The organism is Labrys sp. ALF-8 (assembly GCF_059699065.1).
The window spans coordinates 4,215,106-4,230,618 of the sequence record NZ_AP048537.1; the positions used below are offsets into that span (position 1 = coordinate 4,215,106).

Here is a 15,513-nt window from a genome sequence, read left to right on the forward strand (position 1 = left end):
CCCGCAGCGGGCCGTTCAGTTGCCCGGCTTGAACCAGGCGAACTCCTCGGCGGTCACGCGTTCGAGGAAGGCACGGTAGGCCTCGTAGTTGCGATGGGCCGGACCGATGCGGCCGAAGTCCAGGCTCGTCTCGGTTCCCGGCGCGATCGGCACCAGCGCTATGGCGGCCGAGACGGGCGTGAGTTGCGTGCCCTTGCCGGCGCGCAGCGTGGTAAGGATGCCGTACATCTCGCCTGCCACCGTCGGGCGGCCGAAAACGGCGAGGCGATACTGTCCCGCCATGGAGGTGACGAAATAGACGTGGCCCGACTGGTTGGGCACCGAAACCAGGCCCTGCTGGTTGAAGGCGGTATCGAGCCGTTCCGCCTCGCGGAAAACGAGGCAGGAGGAGATGTCGCTCCACGCCACTTCCGTCCGGTAGGCAAAGATGGCGTTGCCTTCGCCGAACGAAGGGCGGAGCGTCAGATACTGTCCCGTCAGCCAACTGACGGCGTTGCGGGTGTAGGAACCCAGATGCTCCGGGGCGAGCGCCACCGCGGGTGCGGGAGGCGCCGCCTTTCCGGGCCTGTCGTTCCCCCTCAAGGCTGTGCCGAGTGCCTCTTCCAGGCGGATCGTGGTCGCCAGCGTGAAAGGCCGGCGGCCGGACAAGGCTTTCTCCAGCGTCGAAAGGCTGATCTTGGCCTTTTCCGCCAGTGTCTGCCGGGAAATGCGCCGCCGGGCCAGCGCCTCGCGCACCGCTGTGGCGATCTCGTGGCTATGTTCGCTGCTGAAGTCCGTGTCGGAACTCAAGATGCTCGGCCTCGTCTGCCGGCCTTTCCAGTCAGGCCAGCACAATCACGTACAAAACCGGACATTGCCGCACGAATCCACGCCTTACAAGACGGTTCTTGGCGGCTTATGGCTAATAAAAGCAGTTAATGAAGCTCGTGCGCACAGGCCCCTGCGAGGGAGAACGGAACAAGGCCGATGACGGCCCGAACCGTTCACTTCGAGGAAGACATGCACAGCTTACAAGCGGTTGCCGGCCGCCAAACCGGCAGACGACGGCAGCCCCATTCCGGCATCTCCAGGCGCGCGCTCATCGCGCTCACGGAGCGTCTGCTGCTGGTGCTGCTGATCCTTGCCAGCGTCCTGCTCGTCGCTTTCGGCGCCCACGCCGCCGGGAAGCCGCAGCGCTTGACTGTCGACGATGTCAAGGCAGGTTCGCTGCTGATGCGCACGGACGAGCCAGGGCAGTATGTCGAGGCGGTGCGCACCGGCACCGACGTTCAACTCACGGTCAGCGGCCCGACCATCCGGGCGACGGTGACGCAGATGTTCTACAATCCGTCCAGACAATGGGTGGAAGGCATCTATGTCTATCCGCTGTCCGATGGCGCCGCCGTGGATACCATGAAGATGGTGGTCGGCCAGCGCGTCGTCGTCGCCGACGTCAAGGAGAAGCAGCAGGCGAGGGTCGTCTATGAGCGTGCAAAGGCAGAGGGCAAGAAGGCTGCCCTGGTCGAGCAGCAGCGTCCGAACATGTTCATGAATTCGATCGCCAATATCGGTCCGGGCGACACGGTGGTGATCCAGATCGAATATCAGGAGCCGGTCCACCAGGCCGACGATACCTTCTCCCTGCGCGTGCCGCTGGTGGTCGCTCCCCGGTTCTCCCCCGGCAGCGCCGGCCCCGCCCAAACGGTGCAGTTCCAGGACGGGAAGGGGTGGGGCACCGTGGCGCCGGCACCTTCGGCCGCCCCTGCCAAACAGGCTCCAGTGCTCGATCCCCGCAGCAACGGGCCCGTCAATCCCGTGCAGATCCGCGTCGACCTCAATGCCGGCTTCGCGCTCGGCGAGGTGAAGAGCCCCTATCACGCAGTCAGCATCACCGGGGCCGCGGCCGACAGTCGCCATATCGAACTTGCCGCTGGTAGCGTGCCGGCCGATCGCGACTTCGAGCTGAACTGGAAGGCCAAGCCCGACCAGACCCCACAGGTCGGCCTGTTCCGCGAACATGTCGGCAGGGACGACTATCTCCTCGCCTATGTCACGCCTCCCAGCGTGCGGACGGATGCGACCGACCAGCGTCCGCGGGACGTCACCTTCGTCATCGACAATTCGGGTTCGATGGGAGGCACATCGATCGAGCAGGCCCGGGTCAGCCTCTCCTACGCGCTTGGCCGTCTTTCCCCGGCGGACCGCTTCAACGTCATCCGATTCGACGATACCTTCACGAACCTGTTCGGCGGCACGCTGCCCGCCACGGCGGAGAACATCGCCCGCGCTCAGGACTATGTCGGACATCTCGAAGCCGACGGCGGCACCATGATGGTCGCCCCGATGCTCGAGGCCCTCAAGGATACGCATCCCGGCGACAACGGCTTCCTGCGCCAGGTCGTGTTCATCACCGATGGCGGCATCGACAACGAGCAGGAACTCTTCGACGCCATCGCCTCCCACCGCGGCCGCTCGCGTGTGTTCATGGTCGGCATCGGTTCGGCTCCGAATTCCTACCTGATGACCCGAGCCGCCGAACTCGGCGGCGGCGCCTTCATGCAGATCGGCTCCGTGGAGCAGGTACAGGAGCGCATGAAGCAACTGATCGACAAGCTGGAGAATCCGGCCATGACCAATGTCGACGTCAGCTTCTCCGAGGCGGATGCCGATGTGATGCCCCGCATCCTGCCGGACCTCTATCACGGCGAGACGCTGGTCCTGGCCGCCAAGGTCAAGGACCTCTCCGGCGCGGCGCGGATCAGCGGCCTGCTCAACGGCAAACCCTGGTCCGTGACGATGCCGCTGGCCGACGCGGCCCGCGGCGTGGGCATCTCCAAGCTCTGGGCCCGCCGCAAGATCGACGATGCAGAAGTGGCGCAGACCCTGCGTCAGATATCGAGCGAGGAAGCCGACAGGCAGATCCTGGTGCTCGCCCTCGACCATCACCTCGTCACGCGACTCACCAGCCTGGTGGCCGTCGACAAGACGCCGGTGCGCCCGCGCGGCGTGCGGCTGTCGCGGTCCGATATCCCGTTGAACCTGCCGGCTGGCTGGGACTTCGACAAGGTGTTCGGCATACGTGGCGATACGGTGGTCGATCGCGAGCAACGCCAGGCCCTGCCCGATCTCGACGGCAAGAACGTCAGGACCGTCGGGCAAGCCGCTTCGATCGCCCTGCCGCAAACCGCGACGGACGCGGAACTGCGACTGATCGCAGGGATCGGCCTGCTTGCCATCGGGCTCGGCTTCGGCCTCCTCACCCGTCGGCGGGGAGTGGCGGCATGACCGAGATCGGCAACATGGAGTGGCGGTCCCTGACCGCCATCGCCAACCCGGTGTCCAGCCCCGGAAGCCAGGGCATCCGAAAGGGATCGATGCTCCAGGCAGTCCGCCGCCTCCTGATCGGCCTCGCCATCTGTGCCGGTCTTGTCCTGGCCGGGCAGGGACTGTGGATCCACGCGAAGGCATTCCTCGCACAGATCCTGCTGGATCGTGCGTTCGAGCAATCGGTGGCAACAGGCCAGGTGGTCAAGCCGTGGTCCTGGCTCGATACCTATCCGGTCGCACGCATCGGCGTGCCGCGCCTCGGCGAGAGTGCGGTGGCGCTGGAGGGGGCCAGCGGCCAGGCCCTCGCCTTCGGACCGGCCCATGTCGTCGGCACGCCCGATGCCGGCGAGGATGGCACCGCCGTCTACGCGGCTCATCGCGACACGCATTTTGCCTTCCTTGCGGCGGTGCGCATCGGCGATGAAATTCTTGTCACTCGCCGCGACGGCGGCACGGCGCGTTTTCGCGTCACCGGTCATGACGTCAGGCGCTGGGACCAGTCCGGAATCGACCCGTCGGCCCCCGGCCGGCATCTGGTCCTGGCGACATGCTGGCCCTTCGGTGCGGTGACGCATGGGCCGCTGCGCTATCTCGTCCATGCCGAGGCGATGTGACGCCACACGGCGGCGGCCCTGGCGCCGCTGCCGCGGACAATTCATGTTGCGGCACCTTCGTTCAAGCTCCGGTCTCCCGGTGCGGAGCCCGCCGGTGATTCCGCCTTCATCCATGATTCAGCGGGGCGTCGCTTGAACCGCAAGTCTTGAAGCTCTGCGCCTTCCCGCCGTAGGTGGTTACGAAAACGATAAATCGGCCTGCATCTTGCCGGGTCATCTGCATATCCGCTCACTTTTCTATGCATTCGCTCACGATGGTGAGCGAATACTGCGCTGCAATAGAAAAGACCCGCTAAGTCTGAGCGGCTTTGATTGACCATGAGTGAGGATTTACCTACCGTCAGACATATGGCGCCCGGTTGTGTTGGAGCGCCGCTGCTATAGTATGGATTTGTCGGATGAACCGCAGAGCGGCGCCGGCAGGTCTTTGCCCACGATAGTCATGGGCGGTCCCAGGGAGGTACGGCTCGATGGAGTTTGGGAAGAATCGCTCGCTTCGGCCCGGGGTCGCCTGAGCCATGGCGGGCGTCAATGCCGTCGAGTTGAGCGGCGTCTCGAAATCCTTCAGCGGCGTGAGGGTCCTGAAGGATGTCAGCTTCGATGTGCGCCCCGGCGAGGTCCATGCCTTGCTGGGCGAGAACGGAGCCGGAAAGTCCACGCTGATCAAGGTGGTCGCCGGCGTTCATCAGCCTGACGGTGGCATCTTGAGGGTTGCGGGCGAGGAAGTGGTCTTCCATTCCCCACGGCAGGCGCGCCGCCACGGCGTGGCCACCGTCTACCAGGAACTTTTGCTCTTTCCCGAACTGACGGTGGCGGAGAACATCTTCCTCGGCAACGCGCCGCGACTCGGCTGGGGTGGCCTCGATTGGGGCACGATGCGCCAGCGCGCGCGCCAGCTCCTCGATTCACTGGACAGTCACGATCTCGACGTCGATGCCAAGGTCGGTACGCTGTCGGTCGCCAATCGCCAGCGTGTCGAGATCGCCAAGGCCCTGTCGCAGGATGCCAAGGTGCTGATCATGGACGAGCCGACGGCGGCTCTCGTAGAGGCTGACGTCCGCCGGTTGATGAGCGTGGTCAAGAAGCTGCGCGAGCGCGGTGTCGCCATCATCTATGTCTCGCATCGCATGCCCGAGATCTTCGAACTGGCGGACCGCGTCACGGTGCTGCGCGACGGGGCCTATATCGGCACGCGCGACATCGCCGAGGTCACGGAGGCATCGCTGGTCTCGATGATGGTCGGCCGTTCCATCGAGCAGATGTTTCCGAAGATCGACGTGCCCCGTGGCGAGGTGGCGCTCGAACTGCGCGAGGTGTCGCACGGCAAGAAAGTGCAGAACATCTCGCTCACGCTGCACTCCGGCGAGATCCTCGGCCTTGCCGGCCTGATCGGCTCGGGACGCACGGAGCTGGCACTTACCATTTTCGGCATCACCCCCGCCACCACCGGCGAGATCCTGGTGAACGGCAGGAAGGTCGTCATCGGCGAGCCGCGCGTGGCCCGCGACCTGGGCATCGCCTACGTGCCTGAGGATCGCGGCTCGCAGGGTCTCGTGCGGCCGATGACCATCCGCGAGAACGTATCGATGGCCGTCCTCGACAAGATGTCGAACGGCTTCTCCATCCGCTTCGGCGACGAAATCCGGCGTTCGGTGGAAGCGATAAAGCGCCTCGGCATACGTGCGCGCGGGCCGGAGCAGGTGGTGAAGGAACTCTCCGGCGGCAACCAGCAGAAAGTCGTGCTGGCGAAATGGCTGGAGGCCGATCCACGCATCCTGATCATGGATGAGCCGACGCGCGGCATCGATGTCGGCGCCAAGGCCGAGATCTATGCCTTGATGGGACGCCTGGTCGAGCAGGGTGTCGCGATCCTGATGATCTCGAGCGAACTGCCCGAGGTCCTGGGCATGAGCGACCGCGTCCTGGTCATCAATTCCGGGCGCATCGTCGCCGAGTTCAACCGCGACGAGGCGACCCCCGATGCCGTGGGCGCCGCCATGACGGGGTCTCAGGCGCTTAAGGGAGCCGCGTGATGAGGGGTTTGCGACAGGCCGTCAGTGTCCCCATGAAGCGCCGCAGCGGTTGGACAGACCCGGGTGAGATGACAGTTCGAGATCGTCGTGCGTATGGGAGAGAGTTCTGATGTCGGACGGTGCATTTCTCCCCGTCGGTGCCTCGCGCGGACCGATGTCCCGCCTCGTCGGCGGGCTCGGCCAGGAACTCGTGGTGCTCGGCGCGCTCATCCTGCTCTTCGTGGTGGTGGGCCTCTACAATCCGCGTTTTCTGGGCGTCAGCAATCTCAACGCCATCTTCTCGGGCAATGCCTATATCGCCGTCGCCGCCATCGGCATGGCGATGGTGATCATTTCCGGCCATATCGACGTCTCAATCGGCTCTCTGATCGGTGTGCTGGCCACCATAGCCGGTACACTCGCCACCAGCGGCTATCCCGTCTGGATGGCCTGGCTCGTGCCGGTGCTGGTGGGCATCGCCATAAACAGTTTCGTCGGCATGCTGGTCGCCTATGCGAACATCCCTTCGATCGTGGTGACTCTCGGCATGCTCTCCATCCTCAAGGGAGCCCTGATCCTCGCCACGAACGGCAATTGGATCAGCAACCTGCCGCCGGATTTCCTGATTGCGCAGCACTACTGGTTCGGCGTGCGCTCGCCGATCGTCATCATGGTGGTGCTGACGATCGTCGTGGCATTCTGGATGCGCTACTCCGCCTTCGGCCGTTCCATCTATGCGGTCGGCGGTAATCCGGAAGCGGCCCGTGCAGCCGGCATCCCCGCCAAGCCCGTCACCGTCATCGTCTTCGCGATCCACGGCTTCTTCGCCGGCCTGGCGGCGTTGCTCTTCGCCACGCAGCTGCAGGTGATCCAATCCACCGTGCCGCCCAACCTGGAACTCACCGTGATCACCGCGGCGGTGATCGGCGGCGTCTCCATCCTTGGCGGCACGGGCACCGTGATCGGCTCGACCATCGCAGCCATGCTCTTTGCCACCATCACATCGGCCCTGACCTTCATGCCCTATTCGAATGTCCTTGTGTTCTGGAAGCAGGCGATCGTCGGCGTGCTCATTCTCATCACCGTGCTGGCGGACATGATCCGCCGCCACCGCATGGTCTGAGGGGGAGGCGATATGAACTTGCGCTCCCTTCTTCTTCGCCACGAAACCGTCCTGGCATTGCTGCTGGTGGTTGTCCTGGCCTTCCTGTCCGAGTCCTCGGACAAGTTCCTCACCATCGACAATCTTCTCAACCAGGCCCGCCTGATGACGGAGGTTGGCCTGATCGCGCTCGCCATGACGTTCGTCATCGTGACGGGGGGCATCGATCTTTCGGTCGGCTCCATCGTCGGCGTGGTCGCCATCCTGCTGGGCGTGCTCTGGCAGAATGTCGGCTTGCCGCTGCCGCTCGCCATCGTCCTGGCGCTTGCGATCGGCACGCTGTGCGGCGTCGTCAACGGCCTCATCATCACCCGTTTCAAGGTACCCCCGCTGATCGCCACCCTGGCGACGCTGGCCCTTTATCGCGGCCTTGCCGAGGGCATCAGCCAGGCTCGCTCCGTGCGCGGCTATCCCGAATGGTTCCTCGTGTTCGGCCAGGGGCAAATGTTCGACATTCCGGTCCAGGTCTGGGTGCTCTTCGTCGCGGCCATCGTCGCCGCCTGCATTCTCGGCCTCACGGTTTTCGGACGCTCCACCTATGCCATCGGATCCAACGAGGTCGCCGCGCGTTTCTCGGGCATTTCGGTCGACCGCACCAAGCTGGTGATCTACGGAGCCTCGGGCCTGTGCGCCTCGCTGGCCGGCGTGATCTTCGTCTCTCGCGTGACGACCACCCGGTCGGACATGGGAACGGGCTGGGAGCTCGACGCCATCACTGCCGTCGTGCTTGGGGGGACCAGCATCTTCGGCGGGCGTGGTACCATCATCGGGACCGCGCTCGGCCTCGCGCTCATGCAGGCGCTCAAGAATGGCCTGCTGCTGCGGGGCTACAAGGGTGACAGCACCATCATCCTGATCGGCACCGCGCTGATCCTGACGGTGCTGCTCAGCAATCTGATCGTCCTGCTCAGCCGCTATTCCGGCCGCAGGCGGGCAGCGTAACCACGGGGGCTGGCCTTGCAGGGAAAGGCACACGGAGCGCGCGACGTCGGTCGCCGCTCCGCGCCTGCTCCGATAAGAGGCCAACGCCTGCGGGCAATGCAACTGTCATAACAGCCGGTCGAATGCCGGCCCATAGAGGAGGGAAGACCATGAGACGTTTGACTCTGGCGCTCGCGATGAGCGTCTCGCTTGTCGGGCTCGCGCATGCCGCGTCGGCCTGGACCGGGGGTGACGACCTGCCGACCAATCCGCTCGCCTGCGACGCGACGCCTTCGGCGGCGGCGGCCAAGCCCTATGACGGCGGTGCCGTCACCGGTGCGCCCGACCGCAACGGCAAGCCGATCAAGGTGGTCGACGTGCCCAAGCTCATCGGCATCGGCTATTTCAACGCCACCTCCAAGGGCATCGCCGATGCCGCGAAGGAGCTCGGCAATGTCGATGCCAAGACCGACGGCCCGACCAAGGCCAATATCGACGAGCAGATTACCTTCATCGACAACTACATTACCTCGGGCGTGGACGGCATCCTCTTCGCGGCCAACGATCCCGTCGCCATCGCGCCTGTGCTGAAGAAGGCACTCTCCAAGGGCATCAATGTCGTGGGCTACGATGCCAACTCCACGCCGGACGCCCGCCAGTGGTTCGTCAACCAGGCCGAGTTCAACGGCATCGCCAAGTCCATGGTCGACAACATGGTCAAGGAAACGGGCGAGGATGCGGGCGTAGCCATCGTCACCTCCACCTTCACCACGCCGAACCAGGCGCGCTGGATCTCCGAAATGGCGGCCTATGCCGAAAAATGCCATCCGAAGCTGAAGCTGTTGGAAACGGTGGAAGCCCAGGAAGACAACGCCCTGTCCTTCTCGCAGGCCACGACCCTGATCAACAAGTATGGCAGCGATCTCAAGGGGATATTCGGCATGACGTCGGTCGCCACCCCGGCCTCCGCCGAAGCCGTGACGCAGGCCGGCCAGTGCGGCAAGATCGCCGTCGTCGGTCTCGCCACGCCCAACGCCATGAAGCCCTACGTCGCCAAGGATTGCGTGAAGTCCGTGGTGCTGTGGAACCCCGTCGATCTCGGCTATGCCGCGATGTACGTCTTGCGCGCCACGGCCGACGGCACCCTCAAGCCGGGCGACACCAAGGTCAAGGCCGGCAAGCTCGGCGAACTCAATGTCGTCAACGGCTCGGAAATTCTGCTTGGACCGCCCTTCACCTTCACCAAGGAGAATATCGAAAAGTTCGATTTCTGATCTCCGCGCATAGTGTTGCAGCCGGCTTCGAATTCCTTATGTTCGCGAGCCGTCCTGATCTTCGGGCGAGGATAGCCGGGGGGCTCCCCCGGCTTTTCCTTTTCCGGTTCAAGGCGGCGGCGTGAGAACAGGTTACACCTCTTCGGGCGCCTCTTGACAGTCTGTGGTTTGTGTGGGGAATATCGTTAGTACACAAACGATATTCGGGCTTCCTTCCTGAAAGGGCGTCAATGGCCATATCCGCTCAAAGCCGTGCTCGCGGTGCGCTTCTCGGCCTGGCGATCGGCGACGCCCTGGGCATGCCCACGCAATATATGCCTCGTTCCCTTGTGGCCGCGCGCTACGGCATCCTCGACCATTTCGAGCCGGCCCCCGACGACAATCCGATCAGCCGCGGCATGCCCGCCGGGCGGGTTACCGACGATACCGACCAGGCGGTAATCCTCGGCCAATTGCTGGTGGAGGGAGGCGGCTATGTCGAGCCGCGCCGCTTCGCCGACGAACTCCTCGCCTGGGAAACGCGTATGATCGCCGCCGGCTCGGCTGACCTGCTGGGTCCCTCCACCCGCAAGGCGCTGACTCTGATCGCGGAGGGCATGCCGACCGACGAGACAGGCAGGACGGGCGCAACGAATGGGGCCGCCATGCGCGTGGCCCCCGTCGGCATAGCATTCCCCGCCAGACCCGTCGAAGCGCTGGTCGACGCCGTGTTCCAGTCGGGCCATGTCACCCACAACACCACCATAGGCCTGGCTGGCGCCAGCGCCGTGGCTGCCGCGGTCAGCGCCGCCATCGATGGTTCGACGGTGAGCGAGGCGCTGGAAGCCGCCGTTGAAGGCGCCCGGCTGGGCGCCCGGAGAGGTTACTATTTCGCCGGTGGCGACATCGCTGCGCGCATCGGCTGGGCCATCGGGCTCGTGCGCGGCAAGCAGCAAGCGGAGGCGCTCGACCTGATCTACGACATCGTCGGCACCGGCGTGGCGACCCAGGAGGCCGTGCCTGCCGCCATGGCGATCATGTCCCTCGTGCCGGACGATCCCTGGTTGATCTGCCGGCTGGCGGCCAGCCTGGGCGGTGACTGCGACACGGTCGCGGCCATCGCCGGAGCGATCGCCGGCGCATGCCATGGCGTGGAGGGATTTCCGCCGGGTGTGGTCACCGACCTCGAGGCGGCAAATCCCGCGCTCGACCTCAAGGGCCTGGCTGACCGCCTGCTGACCCTGCGGGGCAGCGCCTCCATCCTGCCGCCGGCGAGGCGAGCCGGAGTGCGCATCGCATGACGAGACCTCGCCCAACCAGGCTGCTGTCGGTGGGAAGCGTCATTGCGGATGTGCGCATCGACGTGCCGTCCCTGCCGCCGCGGGGTGGCGACGTATTGGGCTCCGGAGCCTTCGTCAGCGCCGGCGGCGGCTTCAATATCCTCGCCGCTGCGGCGCGGAACGGGTTGAAGGCGGTATTCGCCGGGCAGCATGGCACCGGTCCATATGGTGACCGCATTCGTGCCGCGCTCGCAGCCGAGGGCATCGAGGCGCTGACGCCGGCCAACAGGGATGGCGACAGCGGCTTCTGCATCGTGCTGGTCGAGCCTGACGGTGAACGCACCTTCATCACCAGCCCCGGCGTCGAGGCCCGCCCCGGCCCGCAAGGACTGGAAGAGCTGAAACTCGCCTCGACCGATGCACTGTTCGCTTCGGGTTACGACCTTTGCTATCCCGCGCTTGGCCTCGCCATTGCCCGTTGGATGGCGGCCCTGCCGCCGGATACGTTCGTGACGGTCGATCCCGGTCCTCTCGTGGCAGATATACCGGAGCAGGTCATGGCGGCCATCCTGTCGCGCGTCGATGTCTTCACGCTCAATCGCCGCGAGGCCGGGCTGCTGGCCGGGTCGGAGGATATCGCCGACGCAGCCGCCGTTCTTGGGGGCCGCCTGCCGTCGGGCGCCCTGCTCATCATCCGCGATGGACCGGCCGGTTGCTGGCTGTTCGGCACGGAGGTCGGAGCGGCGGGCAGGCATGTGCCGGCACCGGCCGTCCGCATGATCGATTCCACCGGGGCGGGCGATGCCCATACCGGGGTGTTTCTCGCCTCGCTCGCAGCCGGCCACGGCACGGTCGAGGCTGCCAGGCGTGCCAATGCCGCCGCGGCCTTCGCCGTCACCCGGAAGGGCCCGGCGACGGCCCCGCATGCGGAGGAGCTGGACGCTTTCCTGGCGGCATGAGGCCAGGAAATACAATAAGATAGGGCGGATCTCTCGCAAGAGAAGCGAACGCCCAGATGGATCAAAACAACAAAGTAATGCTGTCACCATCGATCAAGGGAACCGGAACCATGAGCTATCAGATCAATCGCCGCCGCTTTACGGCCGCCCTGGGCGGGGCCGTCCTCGCCGGCGCCTGGGCGCGCCCGGGCTTTGCCGAGGCGAAGGAAATCACCGTGCTCAACTGGAAGGGCTACGGCACGGACGAAGCCTTTGCGCTCAAGGCCTTCGCCGACGCCACCGGAATTACCGTCAAGCACGACTATTTCAATTCCGAGCCGGAGATGCTCACCAAGCTGCGCACCAATCCCGGCGCCTATGACGTGGTGCTGATCAACAGCGCGCGCACCCAGCAGGCGGAAGGCGAGGGGCTGATCGACCCCATCGACCTGACCGCCATTTCCAATGCCCAGGGGCTCGCGCCGGCGCTCAAGGAACATGCCAACCTGAAGGTCGACGGCAAGGTCTACGGCGTCGCCTGGCTCTGGGGCATGAACTCGCTCGCGGTCCGCAAGGGCATCAGCGCCGATAGCTGGGCGATCTTTTCCGATCCCAAATATGCCGGCAAGCTGGCTCTGTTCGACGATGCGGTCACCTCGGTCGGCATCGGTGCCCTGCTGACCGGCCAGGACGCCAACGATCCCAAGGATCTCAAGGCCGTCACCGACGCCCTCAAGGCGATGAAGGCCAACCTCAAGCTGACATGGTCCAGCGAGGACGAATGGAACAAGGCCTTCGCCGCCAATTCCTTCGACATCTCGGTCTACTGGTCGGGGGCCGCCGTCCGTTCGATCCGCCAGCACAATCTGCCGGTGGAATTCATCGTGCCGAAGGAGGGAGCGATCGGCTGGCTCGACAGCCTGGCGGTTCCCGTATCGAGCACGAAGAAGGAGGATGCGCTCAAGTTCATCAATTACATGATCGACCCGACCTTCTACCTTACCTGGGCCAAGGAGGCGGGCGCACCGGCATCGGCCAACCAGAGCGCGATGGAGCAACTGCCGGCCGATGATCTCAACCGGCAGATTCACAAGGCCGAATACCTCACCAAGCTGACCTTCATGGCCGCCCTGCCGGATGATCGCCGTCAGGCCTTCAATGATCTCTGGGAGGAAGTGAAGGCCTTCTACGCCAAGTAGAAAAAGGCGAGGAAGGGCAGGGGCTTGGCATCCTGCCCTGACTCAGTTTGGCAATGGCGCCGCCATGCCCGAACGCCTTCCGGATCAGGATGATGTCGACCGCAGACGAAACAGCCATGCCCGCGCCTCCCCCGACGAGACGCTTCCGCCAGGGCTGGGGCACCGCCGCCCTGCTGATGCCTGCCTATGGCTGGCTGACGCTCGCCGTGTTCCTGCCGCTCTGCGCCATGCTGTTCTTCAGCTTCCTGAAGGCCTCGCCCATCCCGGGTCGACCACTCACCTATACGATCGACAACTACCTCGCGTTCATCAAGCGTCCATACCTGTTCGACGTCGCCTGGACCTCCATCCAGATCGGACTCTGGACGACGGGCCTGTGCGCCCTGATCGGCCTTCCGGCCGCACTGGCGCTTTCCAGGGCTACGAGCGGACGCTCCAAGCACGTGCTGTTCCTGCTCGTCATCCTGCCTTTCTGGACGAACGGCCTGGTGCGGGTCTTTTCCTGGACCATGGTGCTTCGTGAGGGCGGCATTCTCGATTACGCCCTTCACCTCGTCATTCCGGCCGCGCCGAGTTTCTCGCTTCTCTACTCCTTTCCCGCCGTCATCATCGGTCTGGTGCACGCCTACCTGCCCTACATGATCCTCACCTGCTACCTCTCCGCGTCGGCGATCGAGGACTCGACGATCGAGGCGGCGAGAAGCCTCGGCGCCCGGACGCCGATGGTGTTCTGGAAGATCCTGCTCCCGCTCTGCCTGCCGGGGTTGATATCCGGCTCGATCCTGATCTTCGTGCCGGTGATCGGCAGCTTCATGGAGCCGCGCATTCTGGGCGGCCGCATCGGCGTCACCATGGGCACGGTGATCGAGGACCAGTTCACCGCAGCCTTCAACTGGCCGCTCGGCGCCGCGCTCTCCTTCACGATGCTGGCGGTCGTCCTCCTGATCTTCGCTGCTTCCTCGCGCGTCCTCGCCGGGCGCGTGGGAACGCAGTAAGGAGGCCATGATGATCGCGCTCGCCCGCTCCTTCCTCGGCGCCACCCTGGTCTTTCTCTATCTGCCGATCCTGGTGATGGTGGCGATGGCATTCAACGCCTCGCCGCTCTACACCTTGCCGATCGAGCCCACCTTCCACTGGTTCAGAGTGCTGGCCGGGAACGGCCCTCTGCTCTCGGCGACGTATAACAGCCTTCTCATCGCCCTGGTGACCTCGATCGTCGCAACGACCCTGGGAACCCTGGCTTCCCTCGCGCTCAACCGCCGCAGCTTTCGCGGACAATCCCTGCTCAAGCTGCTCTTGCTACCGCCGATCGCCATCCCCTGGCTGATCACGGGTACGGCGATGCTGGTCTTCTTCTTCTGGACGGGCATCGGGCGTGGCCTGCATGCGATGTTGATCGGCCACGTCGCGCTTGCCATCCCCTATGTCGTCCTGATCGTCGGTACCGGCATGCAGACCCTGCGCGCGGAACTCGAGGAAGCCGCCATGAGCCTCGGCTCCACGCCGGTCCATGCCTTCTTCGCGGTGACGTTGCCCTTGCTGGCGCCGAGCATCGTCGCGGCGCTCCTTTTTGCCTTCGCGGTGTCCCTCGATCAGTTCGTCGTCTCCTATTTCCTGGCGACGCCTGGCGTGAGCACGCTGCCCGTCGAGATCTACACCTCGATCCGCAAGGGGTTCACGCCCGAGATCAATGCGATCTCGGCCATCTTCCTCGGAGTCTCGGCCGTCCTCGTGCTGATCTTCGCCCAACTCTCCAACCTGGGAGGAAATCGTGATCGGCGTTGAGGTGGCCTCCATCAGCAAGGGCTACGGCTCCCTCCGGGTGCTGGACCGGGTCAGCACATCCTTCAGGGCGGGCGAGTTTACGAGCCTGCTCGGGCCTTCCGGTTCCGGCAAGACCACGCTGCTGCGCATCATCGGGGGCTTCGTATCGCCGGACGAAGGCAGGATCCGCTTCGGCGGTGAGGACGTCACCGACGTCCCGCTCTGGCAGCGCAAGGTCGGCATGGTGTTCCAGTCCTATGCGCTGTTCCCGCATATGAACGTGTTCGACAATGTGATCTTCGGCTTGAACCGACAGGGTATCAAGGGTGAGGCCGCCCGCCGGGAGGCGAAACGCGCGCTGGAGATGGTGCACCTCACCGGCTTTGAGCAGCGCAAGCCCAAGCAGCTCTCGGGCGGTCAGCAGCAGCGCGTCGCGCTCGCCCGCGCGATCGTCACCAAGCCGCGCGTCCTGCTGCTCGACGAGCCCCTTTCGGCTCTCGACCGTAGGCTGCGCCAGGACATGCAGATCGAACTTCGCCGTATCCAGCGCGAAAGCGGGTTGACGACCATCTTCGTTACGCATGACCAGGAGGAAGCCCTGACGCTATCGGATACCGTGGCGATCCTCGATGGCGGGCGCATCATTCAGGAAGGCGCACCCCTGGATATCTATGAGCGCCCCCGCACCCGCTTTGCCGCCTCGTTCCTGGGCGACGCCAATTTCTTCACGGGCCGGGCCGAGGCGAAGGGTGTCGACGTCGCCGGCAGCCTCATTCGCACCGACGACGCCCTGCCGCAGCCGGGGACGCAGGTCACGCTAGCCGTGCGGCCGGAGAAAATGCGCATCGTAGGGGAGGGCGAGCCTGAAGTGGGTGAAAACAGCTACACCGTGACCGTGCGGGAGATCATCTACGCCGGTGCCGTCTCGACATTCCTGGCGGCGGGAGCCGATGGTACCGAGATCAAGATCCTGTCGCAGAACCGCGAGCTACGGCAGATCGTCCCGGGCCAGGCCATGAGACTGGCCTGGTCGCCTTTCCATACCGTCGTTCTGGCTGGCTGAC

The 15,513-nt window shown here is 64.9% G+C and carries 13 protein-coding genes; 12 read left to right on the forward strand and 1 reads right to left on the reverse strand.

Annotation, left to right across the window (positions count from 1 at the left end):
* Positions 1-15 precede the first annotated feature (15 nt).
* The gene (locus AC6H34_RS19305) at positions 16-789 is read right to left on the reverse strand and encodes a helix-turn-helix domain-containing protein (protein ID WP_448148302.1); all 774 of its coding nucleotides are present in this window, start codon (positions 787-789) and stop codon (positions 16-18) included.
* Between the two features lie 210 nt (positions 790-999).
* On the opposite strand from AC6H34_RS19305, the gene AC6H34_RS19310 reads away from it, so the two are divergent.
* The 12 genes from AC6H34_RS19310 to AC6H34_RS19365 all read left to right on the forward strand — a co-directional run bounded on the left by AC6H34_RS19310 (position 1,000) and on the right by AC6H34_RS19365 (position 15,512).
* Positions 1,000-3,264 (forward strand): marine proteobacterial sortase target protein, encoded by a 2,265-nt coding sequence (locus AC6H34_RS19310; RefSeq protein WP_497539783.1) that lies wholly within the window; start codon positions 1,000-1,002, stop codon positions 3,262-3,264.
* 89 nt (positions 3,265-3,353) lie between these two features.
* Positions 3,354-3,920 (forward strand): class GN sortase, encoded by a 567-nt coding sequence (locus AC6H34_RS19315; protein WP_497539917.1) that lies wholly within the window; start codon positions 3,354-3,356, stop codon positions 3,918-3,920.
* Between the two features lie 518 nt (positions 3,921-4,438).
* Positions 4,439-5,953 (forward strand): sugar ABC transporter ATP-binding protein, encoded by a 1,515-nt coding sequence (locus tag AC6H34_RS19320; RefSeq protein ID WP_448148300.1) that lies wholly within the window; start codon positions 4,439-4,441, stop codon positions 5,951-5,953.
* A 109-nt stretch (positions 5,954-6,062) separates the two neighbouring features.
* The gene (locus AC6H34_RS19325; protein ID WP_497539784.1) at positions 6,063-7,055 is read left to right on the forward strand and encodes an ABC transporter permease; all 993 of its coding nucleotides are present in this window, start codon (positions 6,063-6,065) and stop codon (positions 7,053-7,055) included.
* A gap of 12 nt (positions 7,056-7,067) precedes the next feature.
* The gene (locus tag AC6H34_RS19330; protein WP_497539785.1) at positions 7,068-8,036 is read left to right on the forward strand and encodes an ABC transporter permease; all 969 of its coding nucleotides are present in this window, start codon (positions 7,068-7,070) and stop codon (positions 8,034-8,036) included.
* Positions 8,037-8,185: 149 nt separating this feature from the next.
* Positions 8,186-9,289, forward strand: coding sequence for an autoinducer 2 ABC transporter substrate-binding protein (locus AC6H34_RS19335; RefSeq protein WP_497539786.1), 1,104 nt, complete (start codon positions 8,186-8,188; stop codon positions 9,287-9,289).
* A gap of 230 nt (positions 9,290-9,519) precedes the next feature.
* Complete coding sequence (locus AC6H34_RS19340; protein WP_497539787.1) at positions 9,520-10,569, forward strand: ADP-ribosylglycohydrolase family protein; 1,050 nt, start codon at positions 9,520-9,522, stop codon at positions 10,567-10,569.
* Entirely contained in the window at positions 10,566-11,507 is a 942-nt protein-coding gene (locus AC6H34_RS19345) for a PfkB family carbohydrate kinase (RefSeq protein WP_497539788.1), read from the forward strand. The genes AC6H34_RS19340 and AC6H34_RS19345 overlap by 4 nt, the downstream gene beginning before the upstream one ends.
* Positions 11,508-11,617: 110 nt before the next feature.
* Positions 11,618-12,685, forward strand: a complete 1,068-nt coding sequence (locus AC6H34_RS19350; RefSeq protein WP_448148294.1) for an ABC transporter substrate-binding protein — start codon at positions 11,618-11,620, stop codon at positions 12,683-12,685.
* Positions 12,686-12,801: 116 nt separating this feature from the next.
* A complete protein-coding gene (locus tag AC6H34_RS19355; protein ID WP_497539789.1) occupies positions 12,802-13,680 on the forward strand; it encodes an ABC transporter permease in 879 nt (292 codons plus the stop codon).
* Positions 13,681-13,690: 10 nt separating this feature from the next.
* Positions 13,691-14,470 (forward strand): ABC transporter permease, encoded by a 780-nt coding sequence (locus AC6H34_RS19360; RefSeq protein WP_448148292.1) that lies wholly within the window; start codon positions 13,691-13,693, stop codon positions 14,468-14,470.
* A complete protein-coding gene (locus AC6H34_RS19365) occupies positions 14,457-15,512 on the forward strand; it encodes an ABC transporter ATP-binding protein (RefSeq protein WP_497539790.1) in 1,056 nt (351 codons plus the stop codon). Before AC6H34_RS19360 ends, AC6H34_RS19365 begins: the two co-directional genes overlap by 14 nt.
* Position 15,513: the final 1 nt, after the last annotated feature.